Annotated in this window: 15 protein-coding genes and 1 tRNA gene; 5 read left to right on the forward strand and 11 right to left on the reverse strand. The window is 67.3% G+C overall.

The genetic code is table 11. The annotated features are described in order from the left end of the window. Positions 1–85: 85 nt before the first annotated feature. Entirely contained in the window at positions 86–712 is a 627-nt protein-coding gene (gene chpT / locus H536_RS0101750; RefSeq protein ID WP_009208808.1) for a histidine phosphotransferase ChpT, read from the reverse strand. 249 nt (positions 713–961) lie between these two features. Between chpT and H536_RS0101755 the strand changes: the two genes are divergently transcribed. Beyond that, a complete protein-coding gene (locus H536_RS0101755) occupies positions 962–1,552 on the forward strand; it encodes a DUF1134 domain-containing protein (protein ID WP_009208807.1) in 591 nt (196 codons plus the stop codon). A 158-nt stretch (positions 1,553–1,710) separates the two neighbouring features. Further along, complete coding sequence (locus H536_RS0101760; protein ID WP_024348830.1) at positions 1,711–2,850, forward strand: hypothetical protein; 1,140 nt, start codon at positions 1,711–1,713, stop codon at positions 2,848–2,850. Between the two features lie 107 nt (positions 2,851–2,957). Here H536_RS0101760 and H536_RS0101765 read toward each other — a convergent pair whose 3' ends face one another. From H536_RS0101765 to H536_RS23555, 4 genes are all read right to left on the reverse strand, one after another. After that, entirely contained in the window at positions 2,958–3,779 is an 822-nt protein-coding gene (locus H536_RS0101765; protein ID WP_024348831.1) for a TrmH family RNA methyltransferase, read from the reverse strand. A gap of 102 nt (positions 3,780–3,881) precedes the next feature. After that, positions 3,882–4,259 (reverse strand): hypothetical protein, encoded by a 378-nt coding sequence (locus H536_RS0101770; RefSeq protein WP_024348832.1) that lies wholly within the window; start codon positions 4,257–4,259, stop codon positions 3,882–3,884. Between the two features lie 248 nt (positions 4,260–4,507). Then, positions 4,508–4,582 (reverse strand) — tRNA-Glu (locus H536_RS0101775). A gap of 70 nt (positions 4,583–4,652) precedes the next feature. Next, positions 4,653–4,991: a hypothetical protein gene (locus H536_RS23555; RefSeq protein ID WP_024348833.1), complete on the reverse strand. Its 339-nt coding sequence runs from the start codon at positions 4,989–4,991 to the stop codon at positions 4,653–4,655. Between the two features lie 117 nt (positions 4,992–5,108). Here H536_RS23555 and H536_RS0101785 point away from each other — a divergent pair, with 117 nt between their 5' ends. Both H536_RS0101785 and rpoH read left to right on the forward strand, forming a co-directional pair. Beyond that, complete coding sequence (locus tag H536_RS0101785) at positions 5,109–6,143, forward strand: RluA family pseudouridine synthase (RefSeq protein ID WP_024348834.1); 1,035 nt, start codon at positions 5,109–5,111, stop codon at positions 6,141–6,143. Between the two features lie 185 nt (positions 6,144–6,328). Further along, positions 6,329–7,240 carry an RNA polymerase sigma factor RpoH gene (rpoH, locus tag H536_RS0101790; RefSeq protein ID WP_009208764.1) on the forward strand — a complete coding sequence of 304 codons (912 nt, stop codon included), beginning with the start codon at positions 6,329–6,331 and terminating at the stop codon, positions 7,238–7,240. A 131-nt stretch (positions 7,241–7,371) separates the two neighbouring features. Here the strand turns inward: rpoH and H536_RS23075 are convergent, their stop codons facing one another. Both H536_RS23075 and H536_RS0101800 read right to left on the reverse strand, forming a co-directional pair. Beyond that, entirely contained in the window at positions 7,372–9,342 is a 1,971-nt protein-coding gene (locus tag H536_RS23075) for a hypothetical protein (RefSeq protein ID WP_024348835.1), read from the reverse strand. 51 nt (positions 9,343–9,393) lie between these two features. Continuing rightward, positions 9,394–10,689 carry an adenylosuccinate synthase gene (locus H536_RS0101800; RefSeq protein ID WP_024348836.1) on the reverse strand — a complete coding sequence of 432 codons (1,296 nt, stop codon included), beginning with the start codon at positions 10,687–10,689 and terminating at the stop codon, positions 9,394–9,396. A gap of 227 nt (positions 10,690–10,916) precedes the next feature. Here H536_RS0101800 and H536_RS0101805 point away from each other — a divergent pair, with 227 nt between their 5' ends. After that, positions 10,917–11,828, forward strand: a complete 912-nt coding sequence (locus H536_RS0101805; RefSeq protein ID WP_024348837.1) for a DMT family transporter — start codon at positions 10,917–10,919, stop codon at positions 11,826–11,828. 47 nt (positions 11,829–11,875) lie between these two features. On the opposite strand, the gene serA is transcribed toward H536_RS0101805, so the two are convergent. The 4 genes from serA to H536_RS0101825 form a co-directional block, all read right to left on the reverse strand. Further along, positions 11,876–13,483 (reverse strand): phosphoglycerate dehydrogenase, encoded by a 1,608-nt coding sequence (serA, locus tag H536_RS0101810; protein WP_024348838.1) that lies wholly within the window; start codon positions 13,481–13,483, stop codon positions 11,876–11,878. 246 nt (positions 13,484–13,729) lie between these two features. Then, positions 13,730–14,905, reverse strand: a complete 1,176-nt coding sequence (locus tag H536_RS0101815; RefSeq protein WP_024348839.1) for a phosphoserine transaminase — start codon at positions 14,903–14,905, stop codon at positions 13,730–13,732. 199 nt (positions 14,906–15,104) lie between these two features. Further along, a complete protein-coding gene (locus H536_RS0101820) occupies positions 15,105–16,013 on the reverse strand; it encodes an outer membrane protein (RefSeq protein ID WP_024348840.1) in 909 nt (302 codons plus the stop codon). Positions 16,014–16,240: 227 nt separating this feature from the next. After that, positions 16,241–17,212 carry an outer membrane protein gene (locus H536_RS0101825; RefSeq protein WP_024348841.1) on the reverse strand — a complete coding sequence of 324 codons (972 nt, stop codon included), beginning with the start codon at positions 17,210–17,212 and terminating at the stop codon, positions 16,241–16,243. Positions 17,213–17,303 lie beyond the last annotated feature (91 nt).

A 17,303-nucleotide genomic window follows, 5' to 3' on the forward strand; every position in this document is an offset into this window, starting at 1 on the left:
CTCCTTCGTGGTGGATCAGTCCTAGCGCAGCATCTTTGCTGTTTCGTTCAGGAACAGGGGTAACATTACCTAAACGGCGTGTCCGTCAGGCCACCGTGAACAGAACCGAGCCCTCGGTCTTCTCGTGCGCGACCGTCAGGCCGGATTCCTGCGCGAGGAACAGCGTGTAATAGGGCTGGATCGTCTGGGCATCCATCGCCTCCTGCGCCACGTCGCCGTTGAGCAGCGCCATCAGCCGCGGCTGGATGCGGATGCGGTCGCCGGTGGCGCGCACCGTCGCGCGCGGCGGATCGATCGATTCGATCACCACCTTGATCTCCCCGCCCCGGCTGATCGAGGCGTTGGCTAGGACGATCAGATTGAGGATGATCTTGACGAAATTCTTGGCCACGTAGCCCGGCTCGCCCTCCCAGACGATCGCTGCCTTCTCGTGGTTCATGTAGCCATTGGCGACGGTCTTGGCGTCGTTCAGGTCGATCGTCGCGGTCTGCGAACCGGCGGCGCCGAAGGCGATGCGGGCGAACTGCAGCTTGGCGACGGCCGATTTCAGCGAATGGCGGACCAGCTCCATCGATTCGGGATCGTTCGGCATGTCGTCCAGCAGCTCGAGGCCACTCTGGATTCCGAACACCGGCGAGATGATGTCGTGGCACAGCTTGCTGGACAACAGCGCGGCGAGATCCGCAGCCGACAGTTCGGGAAGGGTTGTCATGCAGGAGGTTCCGTTCGATCGAGCCATGGGGAGCCGACGGCGAATCAGCCGTCTCGCTTTGGCACAAAGCATGGGTTCCTGCCCGGAATCCGTCAACCGAGCCGCATCATCCGTACCGCCGCGACACGCACATTGCGGGCGTTAGGCGATTGGAAAGCATGTTTTGGTCAAATGCCGGATATCGCGTCGCAAGCGGGTACCGGGTCGGTCGTCGATCGCCCGCGCCCGCCCTGTCGAAAGGAACCGAACATGAATGCCATCACAGGGGCGGTCCGCAGTCTCCTCTTCGCTGCGGCCACCGCATTCCTCGTCGCAGGCTTCGGCGCTGCATCTCCCGCTCACGCCCAGGCCGGCACCAGCGGCTACAACACCGACGAGGTCATCGCCACCGGCCATAAATTCTTCGGCACCACCTCCGGCAGCCTCGCCCAGGTCGTCGAGCAGGCGTTCAAGAAGTTCGGCTTGCCGAACGGCTACATTCTCGGCGAGGAAGCCGCCGGCGCCTTCTTCGGCGGCCTGCGCTTCGGCGAGGGCACGCTCTTCACCAAGAATGCCGGCGAGCACCGTATCTTCTGGCAGGGCCCCTCGCTCGGCTTCGATGTCGGCGGCGACGGCGCCCGCACCATGATGCTGGTCTACGACCTGCCCTCGGTGGAAGCCGTCTATGGCCGCTTCGGCGGCGTCTCGGGCAGTGCCTATCTGGTCGGCGGCCTCGGCATGACGGTGCTGACCCGTGACAACATCGTGCTGGTGCCCATCAAGACCGGCGTCGGCGCCCGTCTCGGCGTCAATCTCGGCTATCTCAAGCTGACCCCGATGCCGACCTGGAATCCCTTCTGAGCCCATCACCCGCGCGGCGGCCGGTCAGCCCGGCCGCCGCAAGCGTTGCCCGATGACCATACCGGACCGTGAATCGCGCACCGAAAAGCCCGGGCCTCGGCCCCTATTGTCGCTTCGTGCGTTATAAGGGTATCCGAAAGCCCCCAGCGTAGGTCCCCATGATCGCCTCCGGCCTGATATTCCTGTTCGGCTTCTTGGCCGCTGCCCTGATCGCCCTGCTCGTGTCGCCGATCGTCTGGCGCCGCGCCAAGCGACTGGCCCGCCGCGAGTTCGAGGCGACGATTCCCGTCAGCGCCAACGAGATCCGCGCCAGCTACGACCATGTCCGCGCCCAGGCCGCCATGGAATCCCGGCGCCGCGAGATGGAAGCCCACGCCGTCCGCGAGAAGGCCGCGCTGGAGCGCGCCGAGGCCGGCCGCGTCGCCGTCGAGAATGCCGATCTGCGCGGTCGCAACCGCGTCCTCACCGAGACCGTCGCCCAGAACGTCGCCGATCTGAAGGAACTCTCCGCCGCCCTGGAGGCCCGCGAGCAGGACTATCGCAAGCTCGAGGAAGAGCTGCGCGAGACGGTCCACGACCTCGACCTGCGCACCGAGGAGATGAACGCCCTCTCCGATCGCTTCCGCGACCTGACCGGCATCGCCGAGGACCGCAAGCTGAGCATCGTGTCGCTGGAGACCCGGCTGGAGGAAGCCCAGGACGAGGTCCGCTCGCAGGAGCGCATCGGCCGCGAGCGCGACAATGCGATCGACCGTCTGCGCAGCCAGGTCGGCGCCCTCGACGCCAGCCTGCAGAAGGAAAAGGCGACCGCCCGCAAGCTCGAGGAAAAGGTCATCCGCCTCACCGCGCGCCTCGCCGACCAGGACGAGCGCCTGGCGCTGCACGCCGGCGGCCGGGACAGTCTCGACGACGCGGATGACACCGATCTGCCGCAGGCGAGCCGGGCGGACGACACATCCCCGGACGACATCGACAAGACTCCGGTCGTGGCTGCCGCTGCCCCGGTCAGCGCCGAGGCCGTGCGCCGCCAGCTGGAAGAACATCTCGACCTGCCGGCCCATCCGCTGGGCGAGGACGACGACGAGGAAGCCCTGCGCGAACGCATCAGCGACATTGCCGCCCGGGTGATTCACCTGACCGGCAAGGCCGAAGGCCCCAATTCCGTCATCGAGCGCATTCTGGCCGCGGACGAGTCCGGCAAGACCGGCACTGCCGAAAGCGGACGCCCGACGCTGGCCGGCCGGGTCCGGCGCCTGCGCGCCGAGGAATCGAAGACCACCGGACAGGCCGCCGAATAGCTCGCGCCCGCCGACGCGTCGTCGCCTGAAAGACCGGCCGACCCCGCGCCCCCTACCGCTGCCGATCGACCGTGCCGCGCGTGGGCGCTTGGCGACCCGGCGCCCCGCTACCCCGTCGTGTCGTCTCCGGCAAACAGCCGGTGCAGGACGATCGCCGCCGAGGTCGCGACATTCAGGCTGTCGAGCCCCGGCGCCATCTCGATCCGCACCGTCTCGACCGCACGCATCAGCTCCGGCGACAGCCCCTGCCCTTCGGCGCCGAGGCACAGCGCCGTGCGTCCTGCCGTCGCCAGCCCTGCCAGCGGCGTCTCGCCGGCCGGCGACAGCGCCAGGACCCGGTAGCCCGCCGCCCGGCACGCCGCGACGAGGCTCTCGCCCGTCCCCTCCCGGCACCAGGGCACCGTCAGGGCCGTGCCCACCGACACCCGCAGCGCCTTGCGATAGAGCGGATGGCAACTGGTCGCGTCGCACAGCACCGCACCGGCGCCGAACGCCGCCGCATTGCGGAAAATCGCACCGAGATTGTCGTGGTTGGAGAGGCCCACGGCGATGACGACCGGCCGCCCGCCGGCCGCCGCGATCGTCTCGCCCGCCGACGGCCGCGCTCCGCGCTCTGCCCCATGGGCCAGCACGCCGCGATGCACGGCAAAGCCGGCGATCCCGTCGAACACCGCCTGGTCCGCCACATGGATCGGCACGTCGTTTGGAAACCGCGCCAGCCGCTCGGTCAGTCCGGCCAGCCGGTTGCGCAGGATCAGCAGCGATGTCGGCCGAAAGCGCTGCGACACCAGAAGCTGGTCGAGCACCACCGTGCCCTCGGCGATAAAGCCGTCACGGCCGACGAGATCGCGGTCCCGCACATTGCGAAACGGCTCGACCCGCGGGTCGGCCGGGTCGTCGATGGCGATGGTGGAAAGCGAAACCGGCATGGGAGACGTCGAACCAATCGGAGAGAAGCGCGGCAGCGCCCGGGGCGGCCTGCGTATCGCCGTTCGCCGCATCGGGCAAACCGGCAGGCCGCATCGCCGGCATCAGTCCGGCAGTTCGAACTGCGACGCCCCCGAGGCCTTCTCCATCTCGAAGGTCACCCTCGTTTCCTTCCACTCCTCATAGGGCGCGTCCGGCGCGCGCAACGGCAGGCAGCGCTTCATCGCCCTCACCGCCGCATCGCGCAAAGTCCGTTCGACGGCATTCGCCGGCACGTAGTCGGTGCTGGCCTTCACGAGATCGGCGTCGGGCGCCAGTTGCAGGACGAAGGTGATGGGCCGGACCGAGGTGGCCCTCTGCGCCGACGGTGAGGTCCAGCACCGCTTCACCTGCGCTTCGATGCTGGCAACCGGCTTCTGTGCCGAGGCGACGGTCGTGGTGAGGCACAGGGCGAGTGCCAGTGTCAGAATCTTCCGGCCCATGGCTGCGGACAATCGGTTTTCCCCGTTGCGATGACGATACAGACAGCGTCCTACCACGCCGCCGCCCACGACAGCGAGCGACGAACTGGCGCGCCTCGACACGAGTGCGGGAAGCGCCAGCCAGATCGGCAAGCCCCGCCACGGCAAGGCGCTCTGCGCCGCCCAAGAACGCGAAGCGACACTCGGCTGCGAATAATGTCATCGATGATTGGAAGCCAGCAAACACTGCAACCACCCGAGAGGGGGAGTGGTACGCCCAAGGGGAATCGAACCCCTGTTTGCGCCGTGAGAGGGCGCCGTCCTAACCGCTAGACGATGGGCGCTTGCTGGTGAGCGAGGATATAACCGGGCGATTTGCCCGATGCAAGGGGGGCATCGGGCAAATTCTGCGAACTATTGCGGCAGCGCGTAGCGGGCCGTGACGCTGCCGTCGGTGAGCGACACCAGATACAGCGACACCTCGGACCCGTTGCGCACGCGCAGGAGCGCCTGCTTGCCGTCGAGCGAGCTTTCCAGCACCTCGCTGCCGGCCGGCAGCGCGATGGTCGTCTCGATGCCCTCCAGCGGCCCCGGCCCGCCCATGGTGCGGTAGACAATGGCCGCCAGCACGGCCATAAGCCCGATCGTCATGATCCCGATCGAGACCACCAAGAGCCGCACCATCTTGCGCCGGAGCCGTTCGGTCGCCGGGTCGAGCGGCTTTTCGGTGTCGTCGTTGTCCTCGATGCTCATGGCGCGTCCGGTCGGTCTGGCGGCGGCATCGTCCCGAAGGATGCATCTGGTTTCGGGACGGGACACCGCATTGAGAGGGATCAAAATGCCTGTCACTCCAGCGGATCGGGCACTGTGATGGTCGACATCGCTCCTACAGGGCCGCAAGCCGCCGACACAAGCCGCTTTCTGGTCGAGGACGACCGGGCCGGCATCCGGCTCGACGCCTTCGTCGCCGCCGCCAGCGACGGCGCGCTGTCGCGCAGCCGCGCCCAGGCCCTGATCGCCGACGGCCAGGTCACCGTCGACGACGTGACCGTCACCGTCGGCAAGCGCAAGCTGGCCGCCGGCGAGATCGTCGCCGTCGACATTCCGCCGCCATCCGACCCCGAGCCCCTGCCCGAGCCGATCCCGCTGAGCATCGTCTTCGAGGACGAACACCTCGTCGTGATCGACAAGCCGGCCGGCCTCGTCGTCCATCCCGGCCCGGGCAACTGGACCGGCACGCTGGTCAACGCCCTGATCCACCATTGCGGCGACAGCCTCTCCGGCGTTGGCGGCGTCAAGCGGCCGGGCATCGTCCACCGTCTCGACAAGGACACCAGCGGCCTGCTGGTCGTCGCCAAGTCCGATGCCGCCCATCAGGGCCTTGCCGACCAGTTCGCCGCCCATGGCCGCGACGGCCGCCTGTCGCGCGCCTATCTGGCGCTGGTCTGGGGCGTCCCGCTGCGGCCCAGCGGCACGATCGACGCGGCGCTCGGCCGCTCCACCACCGACCGCGTCAAGCGCGCCGTCGTCGCCGCCGACCGCGCCGACGCCCGCCATGCCGTTACCCGCTTCAACCTGGTCAAGGCCTCGACGCTGGACGACGGCATCGCGTCGCTGGTCGAATGCGTGCTGGAAACCGGCCGCACCCACCAGATCCGCGTCCACATGGCGCATATCGGCCATCCGCTCGTCGGCGACGACGTCTATGGCGCCGGCTTCCGCAGCAAGTCGCGGCGGCTGGAGGACGACGCCCGCCAAGTCGTCGAGCGCTTCGACCGTCAGGCCTTGCACGCCTTCCGGCTCGGCTTCGTCCACCCGGTCACCGGCGAGGATCTGGCGTTCCAGGCGGATTTGCCGGCCGATATGGTGGAACTGTGCGCCGCCTTCGGGATTTCTACAGGGTAAGACCCGTTGCCGAGGCCATTGGTGAGCGTTCGCGAACAGATCGTTCAGCGCGCTGATCCCATGATCTTGCCGTGCAATCGGCCGGGGTAATCCCCATATCTGAAAGGTGCGGGCAGGCGAAGGCGGCCCGCACACCGACCGGCTTTCGCGAAAAGCGGTCGTCTGCAACGATGGAGGGCGCACATATGGCCCAAGCCAATCTCCCGAGCATCTCCTCGGGCGAAGCCGGCCTCAGCCGGTACCTGGAAGAGATTCGGCGGTTCCCGATGCTGGAGCCGCAGGAAGAATACATGCTGGCGAAGCGTTACGCGGAACATGACGACCGCGACGCGGCGCACAGGCTCGTCACCAGCCATCTGCGGCTCGTCGCCAAGATCGCCATGGGCTATCGCGGCTACGGCCTGCCGATCGGCGAAGTCGTGTCGGAAGGCAATGTCGGCCTGATGCAGGCCGTCAAGCGCTTCGATCCGGAGCGCGGCTTCCGTCTGGCCACCTATGCCATGTGGTGGATCAAGGCCTCGATCCAGGAATACATCCTGCGGTCCTGGAGCCTCGTGAAGATGGGCACCACGGCGAACCAGAAGCGGCTGTTCTTCAATCTTCGCAAGATGAAGAGCCGCATCCAGGCGCTGGACGAGGGCGATCTGCGCCCCGACCAGGTCTCGCAGATCGCCACCAATCTCGGCGTGTCCGACGAGGAAGTCGTGTCGATGAACCGCCGCCTGTCCGGCGACGCCTCGCTCAACGCGCCGCTGCGTGCCACCGAGGGCGAATCCGGCGAATGGCAGGACTGGCTGGTCGACGACAGCGAGACGCAGGAAGACCTGCTCGCCCGCAACGACGAGCTCGACCAGCGTCGCGGCATGCTGCAGCAGGCCATGGGCGTGCTCAACGACCGCGAGCGCCGGATCTTCGAGGCACGACGCCTGGCCGAGGATCCGCTGACGCTGGAGACGCTGTCCGGCGAGTTCGAGATCAGCCGCGAGCGGGTGCGCCAGATCGAGGTGCGCGCCTTCGAGAAGGTCCAGAAGGCGGTGCGCGACACCGCCGACGCGACCAACCGGGCGCTGCGCACGGTCGAGCAGCCGGCCGCCTGATCGGCGACCACAGCCAGAATGAAGAAAGGGCCGGTCCGCAATCCGCGGGCCGGCCCTTTTCGCATGATGCACGCTTGAACCGTGCCGCGGACTGCCCCCGCCCTGCCCTCAGGCGCGGCAGTCAATGCCCGTCAGGTCTTGGCCTTCCAGGCCTCGATCGCTTCCTTGAACACCCGGTCGCCCGGCACGCCCTTCTCAATCGACATCAGCGCCCGGCGGCCCGAGGCATAGGCGATCGGAATGTCGATCCACTGCTCGTTCTGCAGGAGCGCCATGTTGTTCTGCATCGCCTGTTCGAGATTGTTCAGGGCGATGATGAAGAAGCCGTCGGAGATCTTGCCGGCCACCCCGATCAGCGGCTCGCCGCGCGCCTGCTCGGAGGGCTTCAGGGCCAGCCGCTGGACGTTGGCGACACTGCCTCCGGCGAAGTTTTCCGGCGTCGTGAACAGCAGCTCGATGACGTGGCTGGCCGGCAGCGTCGGGTCCGCATTGCGCCGGATCGTCATGGTCATCTTCAGGTTTTCGTCCGGGATCTCGGCTTCGGCCCGGATCGCCGGCTCGGGCGGCTGCCCTTCCGTCGGCGACTCGTTGACCACCGACCAGACGACGTCGCCGCTCTCCTGCGTGCCCGGCACCGTCTCGGTGCGCTCCTGGTAGAACACCGCGTCCTGCGCGACGCCCACCCCGTCCTCGGACGGATCGACGGCTGCGACCTCGGTCTCGCCGGCTGCGGCGTCCTCGGTCGGCGCGGCATCGGGCGTCTCAGCCGCGGTCTCGCCCGGCGTCTCCGGCGCACCGACGACTTCGGGATTCTCGCCGATCTCGCTGGCAATGGTCGGATTGCCCGACAGGTCCGGCGTCTCCACCGGCGAGGCGGCGGCGATGTTCGTGCCCTCGTCGAAGGCGTTCGGCGCGACCTCGGCCGGGCCCTCGTCGACTTCGGTGCCGTCCGGCAGCAGCCGCTGGGTGAACTGCCGTGTCGATTCCCGCGCCGGCGTCGTCATCTCCGACGCGGTCTCGCCCTCGGCGTCCGGCGTCTCGGCTGCCGGATCGACCGCGGCGACGTCGGTCCCGGCCTCGTCCGTCGGCGTCGGCGCGGGCGTGCCGTCGGCGTTGTTCGTGGCGATGGTCTCGAGGCCCGCCGGATCGACCAGCATCGCCTGGATTTCCTCGCGATACATCCAGCCGGCCGTTCCCAGCCCGCCGAGGATCAGCACGGCGGCAACGGCCGTGATCGCACCGCGATTGCCGGCACCGCCGGACTTTCGACGCTGGCGCGCAGAGTAGCGCGGCGCGGTCAGGTCGGCGGCGGGGATCAGGTCGTCGTCGGAGCGGATGCCGGCCGGCAACCGGTCCTCGTCGTCATTGGCATCGTCCGTCCCGGCAACGGCGGGACCGGAGCGACCGCTCTCCTGCGACGGCACGATGAACGGCACCCCCACGGCGGCGGGACGCGCCCCGCCCTCGGGCTCTTCCGCCGAGACCGGGAAGAAGGGCGGCGGATCGCTGCGCCCGGCATCCTTGGCCGGTCCGGGCCTGGCCGGCGAAGCCGCGCCGGCGCCCTGCGGCTTAGGCGCGGACGGCGTCGGGGTGGCGGGCGTCTCCCGCTCCCAGGCCGAATGCGTGTTGGCCCCGCCGGCGGCAGCTGCAGCGTTACCCGCGTCCGGGCGCCCGCCGTCGAAGGAGGGTTCGATGCGGCTGTCCGGCTGCGGCGCGCGCGGGCGCTCAGCCGGCGGCGTCTGCGGCCGCGGCGGCTCGGACGGCCGCAAATCGGACCGCGGGGACATGTCCTCGGAAGGGGCTGCCGGCGCATCGGCAGGCGCAGACGCCGGCGACGCTGCGACCGGCGCGGCCGGTGCCGCTGCCGTGGGCTCGCTGCCGTCGCCATCCTGGTCGAGATAATGCTGCTCGGTGCGCGCGATCGCATCCTCGAGCGCCGACTGGCGTGCGGCGACGACCTCCTCGGCAAGAGGAGGATTGGCCGCCTGGATCTGCCGCTGGATCGCCGCGCGGGCTTTCTCGTAGACCTTCGCTCGCATCTGCGGCGTTGCGCGTGGCAGGCCATCGATGGTCTTGCGAAGTACGCCGCTCAAATCCGCCATGGATCGCAGTCACTCACTCGTCTTGATTTCTGGTGCGCCGGCGCCGGGACTCTAGTCCTGAAACGGATCGCGAACAAGTATTGTGTCGTCGCGCTCCGGCGAGGTCGACAGAAGCGTGACAGGCGCTTCCACCAGTTCCTCGATGTGCCGGACATACTTGATCGCCTGGGCAGGAAGATCGGTCCAGCGGCGTGCGCCGGCCGTGGTGTCGCGCCAGCCTTCCAAGGTCTCGAAGATCGGCTCGATGCGCTGTTGCTCGGCAAGACTTGCCGGCAGATAGTCTATCGTCTTGCCGTCGAGCTTGTAGGCGACCACGATCTTGATCTCGTCGAGGCCGTCCAGAACGTCGAGCTTGGTCAAGGCGAGGCCGTGAATGCCGTTCAGCGCCACCGCCTGGCGCACCAGCACGGCGTCGAACCAGCCGCAGCGGCGCTTGCGCCCGGTCACGGTGCCGAATTCGCGGCCCTTCTCGCCCAGGAACTGGCCGATCTCGTTGTCCTGCTCGCTCGGGAACGGCCCCTCGCCGACCCGCGTCGTATAGGCCTTGGTGATGCCCAGCACGAAGCCGAGGCTCGACGGGCCGAGGCCGGAGCCGGCCGCGGCCTGCCCGGCCACCGTGTTAGAGGAGGTCACGAAGGGATAGGTACCGTGGTCGATGTCGAGCAGCGTGCCCTGCGCGCCCTCGAACAGGATCCGGTCGCCGGCCTTGCGCCGCTGGTCGAGCAGCCGCCAGACCCGGTCGATATAGGGGGTGATCTCGTCGGCGACCGACGTCAGCTCGTCGAGGATCGCCGCCGGGTCGATCTCGCTCTGGCCGAGGCCGCGCCGCAGCGCGTTGTGATGCGCCAGCAGCCGCTCGATGCGGCCCGGCAGGCTTTCGGGATTGGCGAGGTCCATCACCCGGATGGCGCGGCGGCCGACCTTGTCCTCGTAGGCCGGGCCGATGCCGCGGCCCGTCGTGCCGATCTTGGTGCCGGCGGCGCTGGCGTTCTCGCGGGTGGCGTCGAGTTCGCGGTGCAGCGACAGGATCAGCGCCGCATTGTCGGCGATCCGCAGCGTCTGCGGGCTGACCGACACGCCCTGCTCCTGCAGGCGGTTCTTCTCGGCCACGAAGGCATGCGGGTCGAAAACCACGCCATTGCCGATCACCGACAGCTTGCCCTGGCGCACGACGCCCGAGGGCAGCAGCGACAGCTTGTAGGAGACGCCGTCGACGACCAGCGTATGGCCGGCATTGTGCCCGCCCTGGAAGCGCACGACCACGTCGGCCCGCTCCGACAGCCAGTCGACGATCTTGCCTTTACCCTCGTCTCCCCACTGGGAACCGACGACGACGACATTGGCCATGATATGTCCTTCTCGCGAATGTTCGCCCCGCACCCTGCTGCCGAAGGCGCGCGGACTATAGTCAAGCGCCCGGCGCGAAGCGAGGCGGTCCTGCGGCGGACTTCCGACAATTTGGCCCGACATGCAAGCTGCGCGGCGGCGCGAAATGCCGGCCGCGCCACTCGTCAGCGAACCTTATTTTATCCGCCCCTCTAGGCGCATCGTCCTGGCGCGCGTAAACGCGAAGCATGACGTCCTATTTCCGCAACGCCTATCTCGTCCTCGGCACCGTCGCCCTGTTCTGGGCCGGCAACGCAATCGCCGGCAAGCTGGCCGTCGGCCACGTCTCGCCGATGCTCCTGACCCTGATCCGCTGGACGCTGGCCTGCCTGTTCGTCGCGCCCTTCGCCTGGGGCGACGTGCGCCGCGAATGGCCGGAGATCCGGCGTAACCTGCCCTTCCTCTTCGCCCTCGGCGCGATCGGCTTCACCTGCTTCAACGCCATCTTCTATCTGGCGGTGAACTATACCAGCGCCATCAACGTCACCATCGAGCAGTCGGCCATGCCGCTGATCGTCTTCGTGGCGAACTTCCTTCTGTTCCGCACCGGCGTGACGCTGTTCCAGATCATCGGCTTCAGCCTGACCATCGTCGGCGTCGCCCTGACCGCCTCTCACGGCGAATTGTCCGCGCTGCTCGCCCTCGACCTTAACCGCGGCGACGCGCTGATGATGCTCGCCGTCCTGATCTATGGCGGCTACACGGTGGCGCTGCGCTTCAAGCCGAAGCTGCACTGGCGCTCGACGATCTTCGTTCTCGCCCTCTCCGCCCTCGTCGTCTCGGTGCCGCTGGCCGGTATCGAATGGGCCATGGGCCACACCCAGCTGCCCGACACCTCCGGCATGACCGCGGCGCTCTATACCGCCATCTTCCCGTCGCTGCTGGCGCAGGTGCTCTATATCCGCGGCATCGAGCTGATCGGCCCCAACCGGGCCAATCTCTTCGTCAATCTCGTCCCGATCTTCGGCGCCATCCTGGCGGTCCTGATCATCGGCGAGGAGCTGCACGCCTATCACGTCGCCGCCCTCACCTTCGTCCTCGGCGGCATCATGCTCGCCGAGCGGGGCGCCGCCCGCGCCCGCAAGGCGAGCGAGGCGTAAGCGGCGCCCCGCAAGAAACGGGGCGCCGCGATCCTGGTCTCAGGCCGTTAGACGGCCGCTTCGGCAACGTCGAAGCGCAGCGGCTTGGCGCTGATGATCTCCTTGTGGGAGAGCACCGTCTTAAGAAGGTCCTCCGGCATCGGCGAATCCAGATACAGCAGCGCGATCGCGTCGCCGCCCGGACGGTTCCGGCCGAGCTGGAAGTTGGCGATGTTGACCCCGGCAGCGCCGAAGGTCGTGCCCAGAAGGCCGATGATGCCCGGCGCGTCGTTGTTGGTCGTATAGACCATGTGCTGGCCGACCTCGGCGTCGAGATTGATGCCCTTGATCTGGATGAAGCGCGGCTTGCCGTCCGAGAACACCGTGCCGGCCACCGAACGGGTCATCTTCTCCGTCGTCACCGTCAGCTTGATGTAGGTCTCGAACACGCCCGACTGGTCGCGACGCGATTCCGTCACGTGGATGCCGCGCTCCTTCACCATGATCGGCGCCGAGACCATGTTGACGTCCGACACCTGGCTCTTGATCAGACCCGACAGCGCCGCGCTGGTCAGCGCATTGGTGTTCATGCCGGCCACCGTGCCGTCATAGAGGATCTCGACCGAGGTGATCGGCTCCTCGGTGACCTGCCCGGCAAAACCGCCGAGGATCTCGGCGAGCTTGACGAAGGGCGTCAGGATCGGCGCTTCCTCGGCCGTGATCGACGGCATGTTGATGGCGTTGGAGACGGCGCCGCGGACGAGATAGTCCGACATCTGCTCGGCGACCTGCACCGCGACATTCTCCTGCGCTTCCGAGGTCGAGGCGCCCAGATGCGGGGTGCAGACGACGTTCTCCAGGCCGAACAGCACCGAATCCGTCGCCGGCTCGGTCTCGAACACGTCGACGCCGGCACCGGCCACCTTGCCCGATTTGATCCCCTCGGCGAGATCGGCCTCGACGACGAGACCGCCGCGGGCGCAATTGATGATGCGCACGCCGTCCTTCATCTTGGCGATCGCCGCCGCGTTGATGATGCCCTTGGTCTTGTCGGTCATCGGCGTGTGCAGGCTGATGAAGTCGGCGCGCTTGAACAGCTCGTCGAGCTCGACCTTCTCGATGCCGAGCTGCGCGGCGCGCTCATGCGACAGGAACGGGTCGAAGGCGACGACGCGCATCTTCAGGCCGACGCCGCGGGTCGCCACGATCGAGCCGATATTGCCGCAGCCGATCACGCCCAGCGTCTTGCCGGTGATCTCGACGCCCATGAAGCGGTTCTTCTCCCACTTGCCGGCCTGGGTCGAGGCGTCGGCGGCCGGAAGCTGGCGGGCGACCGCGAACATCATCGCGATCGCATGCTCGGCGGTGGTGATGGAATTGCCGAAGGGCGTGTTCATCACGATGATGCCCTTCCGGCTGGCCGCCGGGATGTCGACATTGTCGACGCCGATGCCGGCGCGGCCGATGACCTTCAGATTGGTCGCCGCCTGGATCAGCTTCTCGGTCGCCTTGGTGGCCGAGCGGATGGCGAGGCCGTCATACCGGCCGATGATCTCGAGCAGCTTGTCCTTGTCCTTGCCGAGATCCGGCATGTAGTCGACCTCTACGCCGCGGTCGGTGAAGACCTGGACGGCGGTCTTGGAAAGCTTGTCGGAAACGAGAACGCGAGGTGCCATGGGAATGGTCCTTTGAATGATGATCGACGCGGTTTTCCGGCGTCGCGAAAACACTGAATGCTGTGAACTGGAACGAGGCGGCCGTCCCTCACCCACACACGGATGAGGACGGTCCGAAGGATCGGGCGACGCGTCGCAAGAGCGCCTGAACAAGGCTTGCCGCGCGGCGCCCCTTCCCGGATCGTTCGCCCTACTTCGGGCCGGACATCCCTCCCCTTGCAGGGAATGGAATGATCCGCGACCGGATCAGGCTGCCTTGGCGAGCTCGGCCTTCTGGGTCTCGAAGGCCCATTCGATCCACGGCATCAGCGCCAGGACGTCGGAGGTCTCGACCGTCGCGCCACACCAGATCCGCAGGCCCGCCGGCGCGTCGCGATAGGCGCCGATATCGAGGGCGACGCCCTCCTTCTCGAGGAGCGACACGACTGCCTTGGAAAAGGCGTTCTGCGCGTCGTCGGAGAGATTGGCCACGGCCGGATCGGCGAAGGTCAGGCAGACCGACGTGTTGGACCGGGTCGCCTTGTCGGCGGCCAGGAACGCCAGGAAGGGATGCGTGTCGACGAAGCTCTCGATCACCGCCAGATTGGCGTCGGCCCGTGCCTTCAGGGCCGGCAGGCCGCCGATCGACTTCGCCCAGCCGAGCGCGTCGAGATAGTCCTCGACGCACAGCATCGACGGCGTGTTGATGGTCTCGCCCTTGAAGATGCCCTCGATCAGCTTGCCGCCCTTGGTCATGCGGAAGATCTTCGGCAGCGGCCAGGCCGGCTTGTAGCTCTCCAGCCGCTCGACGGCGCGGGGCGACAGGATCAGGACGCCGTGCGCCGCTTCACCGCCGAGCACCTTCTGCCAGGAGAAGGTCACCACATCGAGCTTGTCGTAGGGCAGGTCCTGGGCGAAGGCCGCCGAGGTGGCGTCGCAGATCGTCAGGCCTTCGCGGCTCGCCGGGATCGCGTCGCCATTCGGCACGCGCACGCCGGAGGTCGTGCCGTTCCAGGTGAAGACCACGTCGCGGTCGAAATCGACCTCGGCGAAATCCACGATCTCGCCATAGGGCGCCTCGAAGACGCGGGCATCGTCGAGCTTGAGCTGCTTGACCGTGTCGGTCACCCAGCCGGCGCCGAAGGATTCCCAGGCCAGCATGTCGACGCCACGGGCGCCGAGCAGCGACCACATCGCCATCTCGACCGCGCCGGTGTCCGACGCCGGCACGATGCCGATGCGATAGTCGTCGGGCACGCCGAGAACCTCACGGGTCTCGTCGATCGCCTGCTGAAGCTTGGATTTTCCGACCTTGGCGCGATGCGAGCGACCGAGCGCGGCATCGTTGAGTGCGTCGAGCGACCAGCCGGGTCGTTTCGCGCAGGGGCCGGAGGAAAAACGGGGATTGGCCGGACGCAGGTCCGGCTTCGCGGTATGTGCCATCAAAGCTATCCTCACAGATAGAAGCGCCTCGTTGGGGAGGCGTGTCCCGCGAATGGCGCTACTCCTGCGGCCGGCACCCGTCAAGCACATTCGGGCCGCGCGACGGCCCGTCACCCGTCACGTCCCTCCCCCGAACGCAAGAACGGCAGGCCCCGCAAGGCGCCCGCCGTTCTTGCATGAACTTGCTGTGACTTCTCGCCTACCAGAGCGAATAGCGGATCGCGGCCTGGACCGAATGACGCTGGAAGCCGTCATCCTCGGCGCTGAGGCCGAGCTGGCCGTTGGCCGCGACGTCGCCCGAATAGCTGTAGGCGTCGCCGCCGTCGACATCGAGGAAGCGGTAGCCGAGATCGACCTTCAGGTTCCGCGAGATGTCGTAGGAGACACCGGCCATCAGCGAGTAGGCGAAGCGCCAGCTGGTGGCGCCGTCATAGCTCGCCTCGCTGTTGTAGAAGCTGTTCGCGCAGGCCGTGCCGTTGAGCGTGCAGCCATGCGAGACGTTGACGTCGTCATACTTGACCTTCACCGCACCGGCGCCGGCGCCGACATACGGCGTGAAGCCGACGAAGGTGCCGAGATCGGCATAGGCGTTGGCCATCAGTTCCAGGCCGGTCGCGCTGGCGCTGGTCGTGGAGTCGCAGGACGCCTGGCTGGCCGTGCCGCCGGTCGCCGTCACATAGTCGAAGCAGGAGCCGATCCGGTCGCCGCCGTCGATATCGGCCGACCAGTAGCGCGCGGTCAGGTCGCCGCGGAAATAATCGGTGAACTGGTAGCCGAAGCCGACGCCGAAGGACGCGGCGCCATCCATCTCGAAGCCGTCATGGCCGGCACCGAAGGAATCGTACTCGCCCGGCGCATAGGTCGGTCCGTTGCCGTAGCGCGCGAAGTCCGGGCGGTATTCGCGGCCGTTGACGTCGACGTCGGACTGGAAATCGTAGGAGACATCGCCGCGCAGATACCAGCCGCTGCCGATCTCGACGGGCTGCACTTCCGGCACGTCCTGGTAGATCGGGGTCTCGTAGATGGGCGGAAGGTCGGCGGCGCTCGCCACCGGCATGGTGAAGCCGATCAGCGCGGCACTGGCCATCAGTTTGGTTGCAAGGTTCATGGAGCCGCTTCCCGTTGCAGTCTTCGCTTCACGAGAAGTGCGGCACCGCACCCCTCGTCTCACCCGATCCTGCCGCAGAAAGATTAACGCGCGATTAACCCTGTTTCTTAACCGTAAACCTTTACGAAGGTTACGATCGTCCCGCGAAGACGGACGCGAACGCCGCATGAAAAAGGCCGCTGCCCGAAGGCAGCGGCCCGTCTCATGCGCAGCCTTTGCGGGCCGGCTTACTTGTAGATCGGCTCTTCGTAGATCGGCGCCGGCTCTTCATAGAGCGGGGTCGAGGCGTAGATCGGCTCGACGGCCTTGCCCTTGCCCTTGCCGAAGCCACCGCCCCCGCCGCCGAACTCGTAGCGCAGGCCGGCGCGCACGGCGTGGATGTTGAAGCCGTTGTCGCTGCCCTGGACGCCGGACGCGCCGAAGCTGCGGTCGAGCTCGTCGTAACCGAAGGCGTCACCGCCCGAGATCCGGGTGTAGCGGTAACCGGCGTCGAACTTCAGCTTGTGGGTGATGTCGATGCTGGCACCGGCGCTGAGCGACGAGGCGAAGCGCCAGCTCGACTTGCCGGCATGCACGCCGACATAGTTGGTCGCCGGGCAGTTCGGGTTGGAGCCGCAGACGATCTCGTTGGTCTGGTCGTCGTATTTCACATGGGCAAAGCCGAGGCCGGCGCCGACATAGGGCGTGATGCGGCCATAGGTGCCGAGATCGACATAGGCGTTGGCCAGAGCCGTCCAGATCGAGACCTTCGAGCTGTCGTCGTAATAGCAGCCCGCATTGGCCAGGATGTTGTAGCTCTGCTGCACCTGCGTGTTGCAGTTGCTGCGGCCGTCGACATCGGTCCGGAAGTAATCGACGGTCGCGTCGACGCGCAGATGATCGGTGAAGCGGTAACCGACGCCGACGCCGAAGGAGGCGGCGCCCTTCGTCTCGATCGAATCGTAGTGGAAGACGTCGTCGACGAACTGGACGCCCGGATCGATGTTCCAGCCGTTGTAATAGCCGTCGGTCTTGGACTTGAAGACGTAGCCGACGTCACCGCGCAGATACCAGCCGCCCGTGGCGACTTCTTCCACGATCACCGGAGCCGGCGGCGGGAAGTAGGGCTGCTCTTCGATGATGTCGGCGGCCTTGGCGAAGCTGCTGAAGGATGAGACCGCGCCGATCAATGCCACGGTCGTCAAAAGGCGAGATTTCATTGCTCTCATCTCCGATTCGATCCGGCGGCCGGGATTGGCAGACGCCGTTACCTTAACGAAGACGGTAAATCGGAATGGTTAATACGAAGTT

The organism is Aurantimonas coralicida DSM 14790 (assembly GCF_000421645.1).
In the GTDB taxonomy this organism is placed as follows: domain Bacteria; phylum Pseudomonadota; class Alphaproteobacteria; order Rhizobiales; family Rhizobiaceae; genus Aurantimonas; species Aurantimonas coralicida.

Coding starts and splice junctions, on each gene's coding strand:
- chpT (WP_009208808.1), bottom strand. CDS start 712: ATGACAACCCTTCCCGAACTGTCGGCTGCGGATCTCGCCGCGCTGTTG.
- H536_RS0101755 (WP_009208807.1), top strand. CDS start 962: ATGAATGCCATCACAGGGGCGGTCCGCAGTCTCCTCTTCGCTGCGGCC.
- H536_RS0101760 (WP_024348830.1), top strand. CDS start 1,711: ATGATCGCCTCCGGCCTGATATTCCTGTTCGGCTTCTTGGCCGCTGCC.
- H536_RS0101765 (WP_024348831.1), bottom strand. CDS start 3,779: ATGCCGGTTTCGCTTTCCACCATCGCCATCGACGACCCGGCCGACCCG.
- H536_RS0101770 (WP_024348832.1), bottom strand. CDS start 4,259: ATGGGCCGGAAGATTCTGACACTGGCACTCGCCCTGTGCCTCACCACG.
- H536_RS23555 (WP_024348833.1), bottom strand. CDS start 4,991: ATGAGCATCGAGGACAACGACGACACCGAAAAGCCGCTCGACCCGGCG.
- H536_RS0101785 (WP_024348834.1), top strand. CDS start 5,109: ATGGTCGACATCGCTCCTACAGGGCCGCAAGCCGCCGACACAAGCCGC.
- rpoH (WP_009208764.1), top strand. CDS start 6,329: ATGGCCCAAGCCAATCTCCCGAGCATCTCCTCGGGCGAAGCCGGCCTC.
- H536_RS23075 (WP_024348835.1), bottom strand. CDS start 9,342: ATGGCGGATTTGAGCGGCGTACTTCGCAAGACCATCGATGGCCTGCCA.
- H536_RS0101800 (WP_024348836.1), bottom strand. CDS start 10,689: ATGGCCAATGTCGTCGTCGTCGGTTCCCAGTGGGGAGACGAGGGTAAA.
- H536_RS0101805 (WP_024348837.1), top strand. CDS start 10,917: ATGACGTCCTATTTCCGCAACGCCTATCTCGTCCTCGGCACCGTCGCC.
- serA (WP_024348838.1), bottom strand. CDS start 13,483: ATGGCACCTCGCGTTCTCGTTTCCGACAAGCTTTCCAAGACCGCCGTC.
- H536_RS0101815 (WP_024348839.1), bottom strand. CDS start 14,905: ATGGCACATACCGCGAAGCCGGACCTGCGTCCGGCCAATCCCCGTTTT.
- H536_RS0101820 (WP_024348840.1), bottom strand. CDS start 16,013: ATGAACCTTGCAACCAAACTGATGGCCAGTGCCGCGCTGATCGGCTTC.
- H536_RS0101825 (WP_024348841.1), bottom strand. CDS start 17,212: ATGAAATCTCGCCTTTTGACGACCGTGGCATTGATCGGCGCGGTCTCA.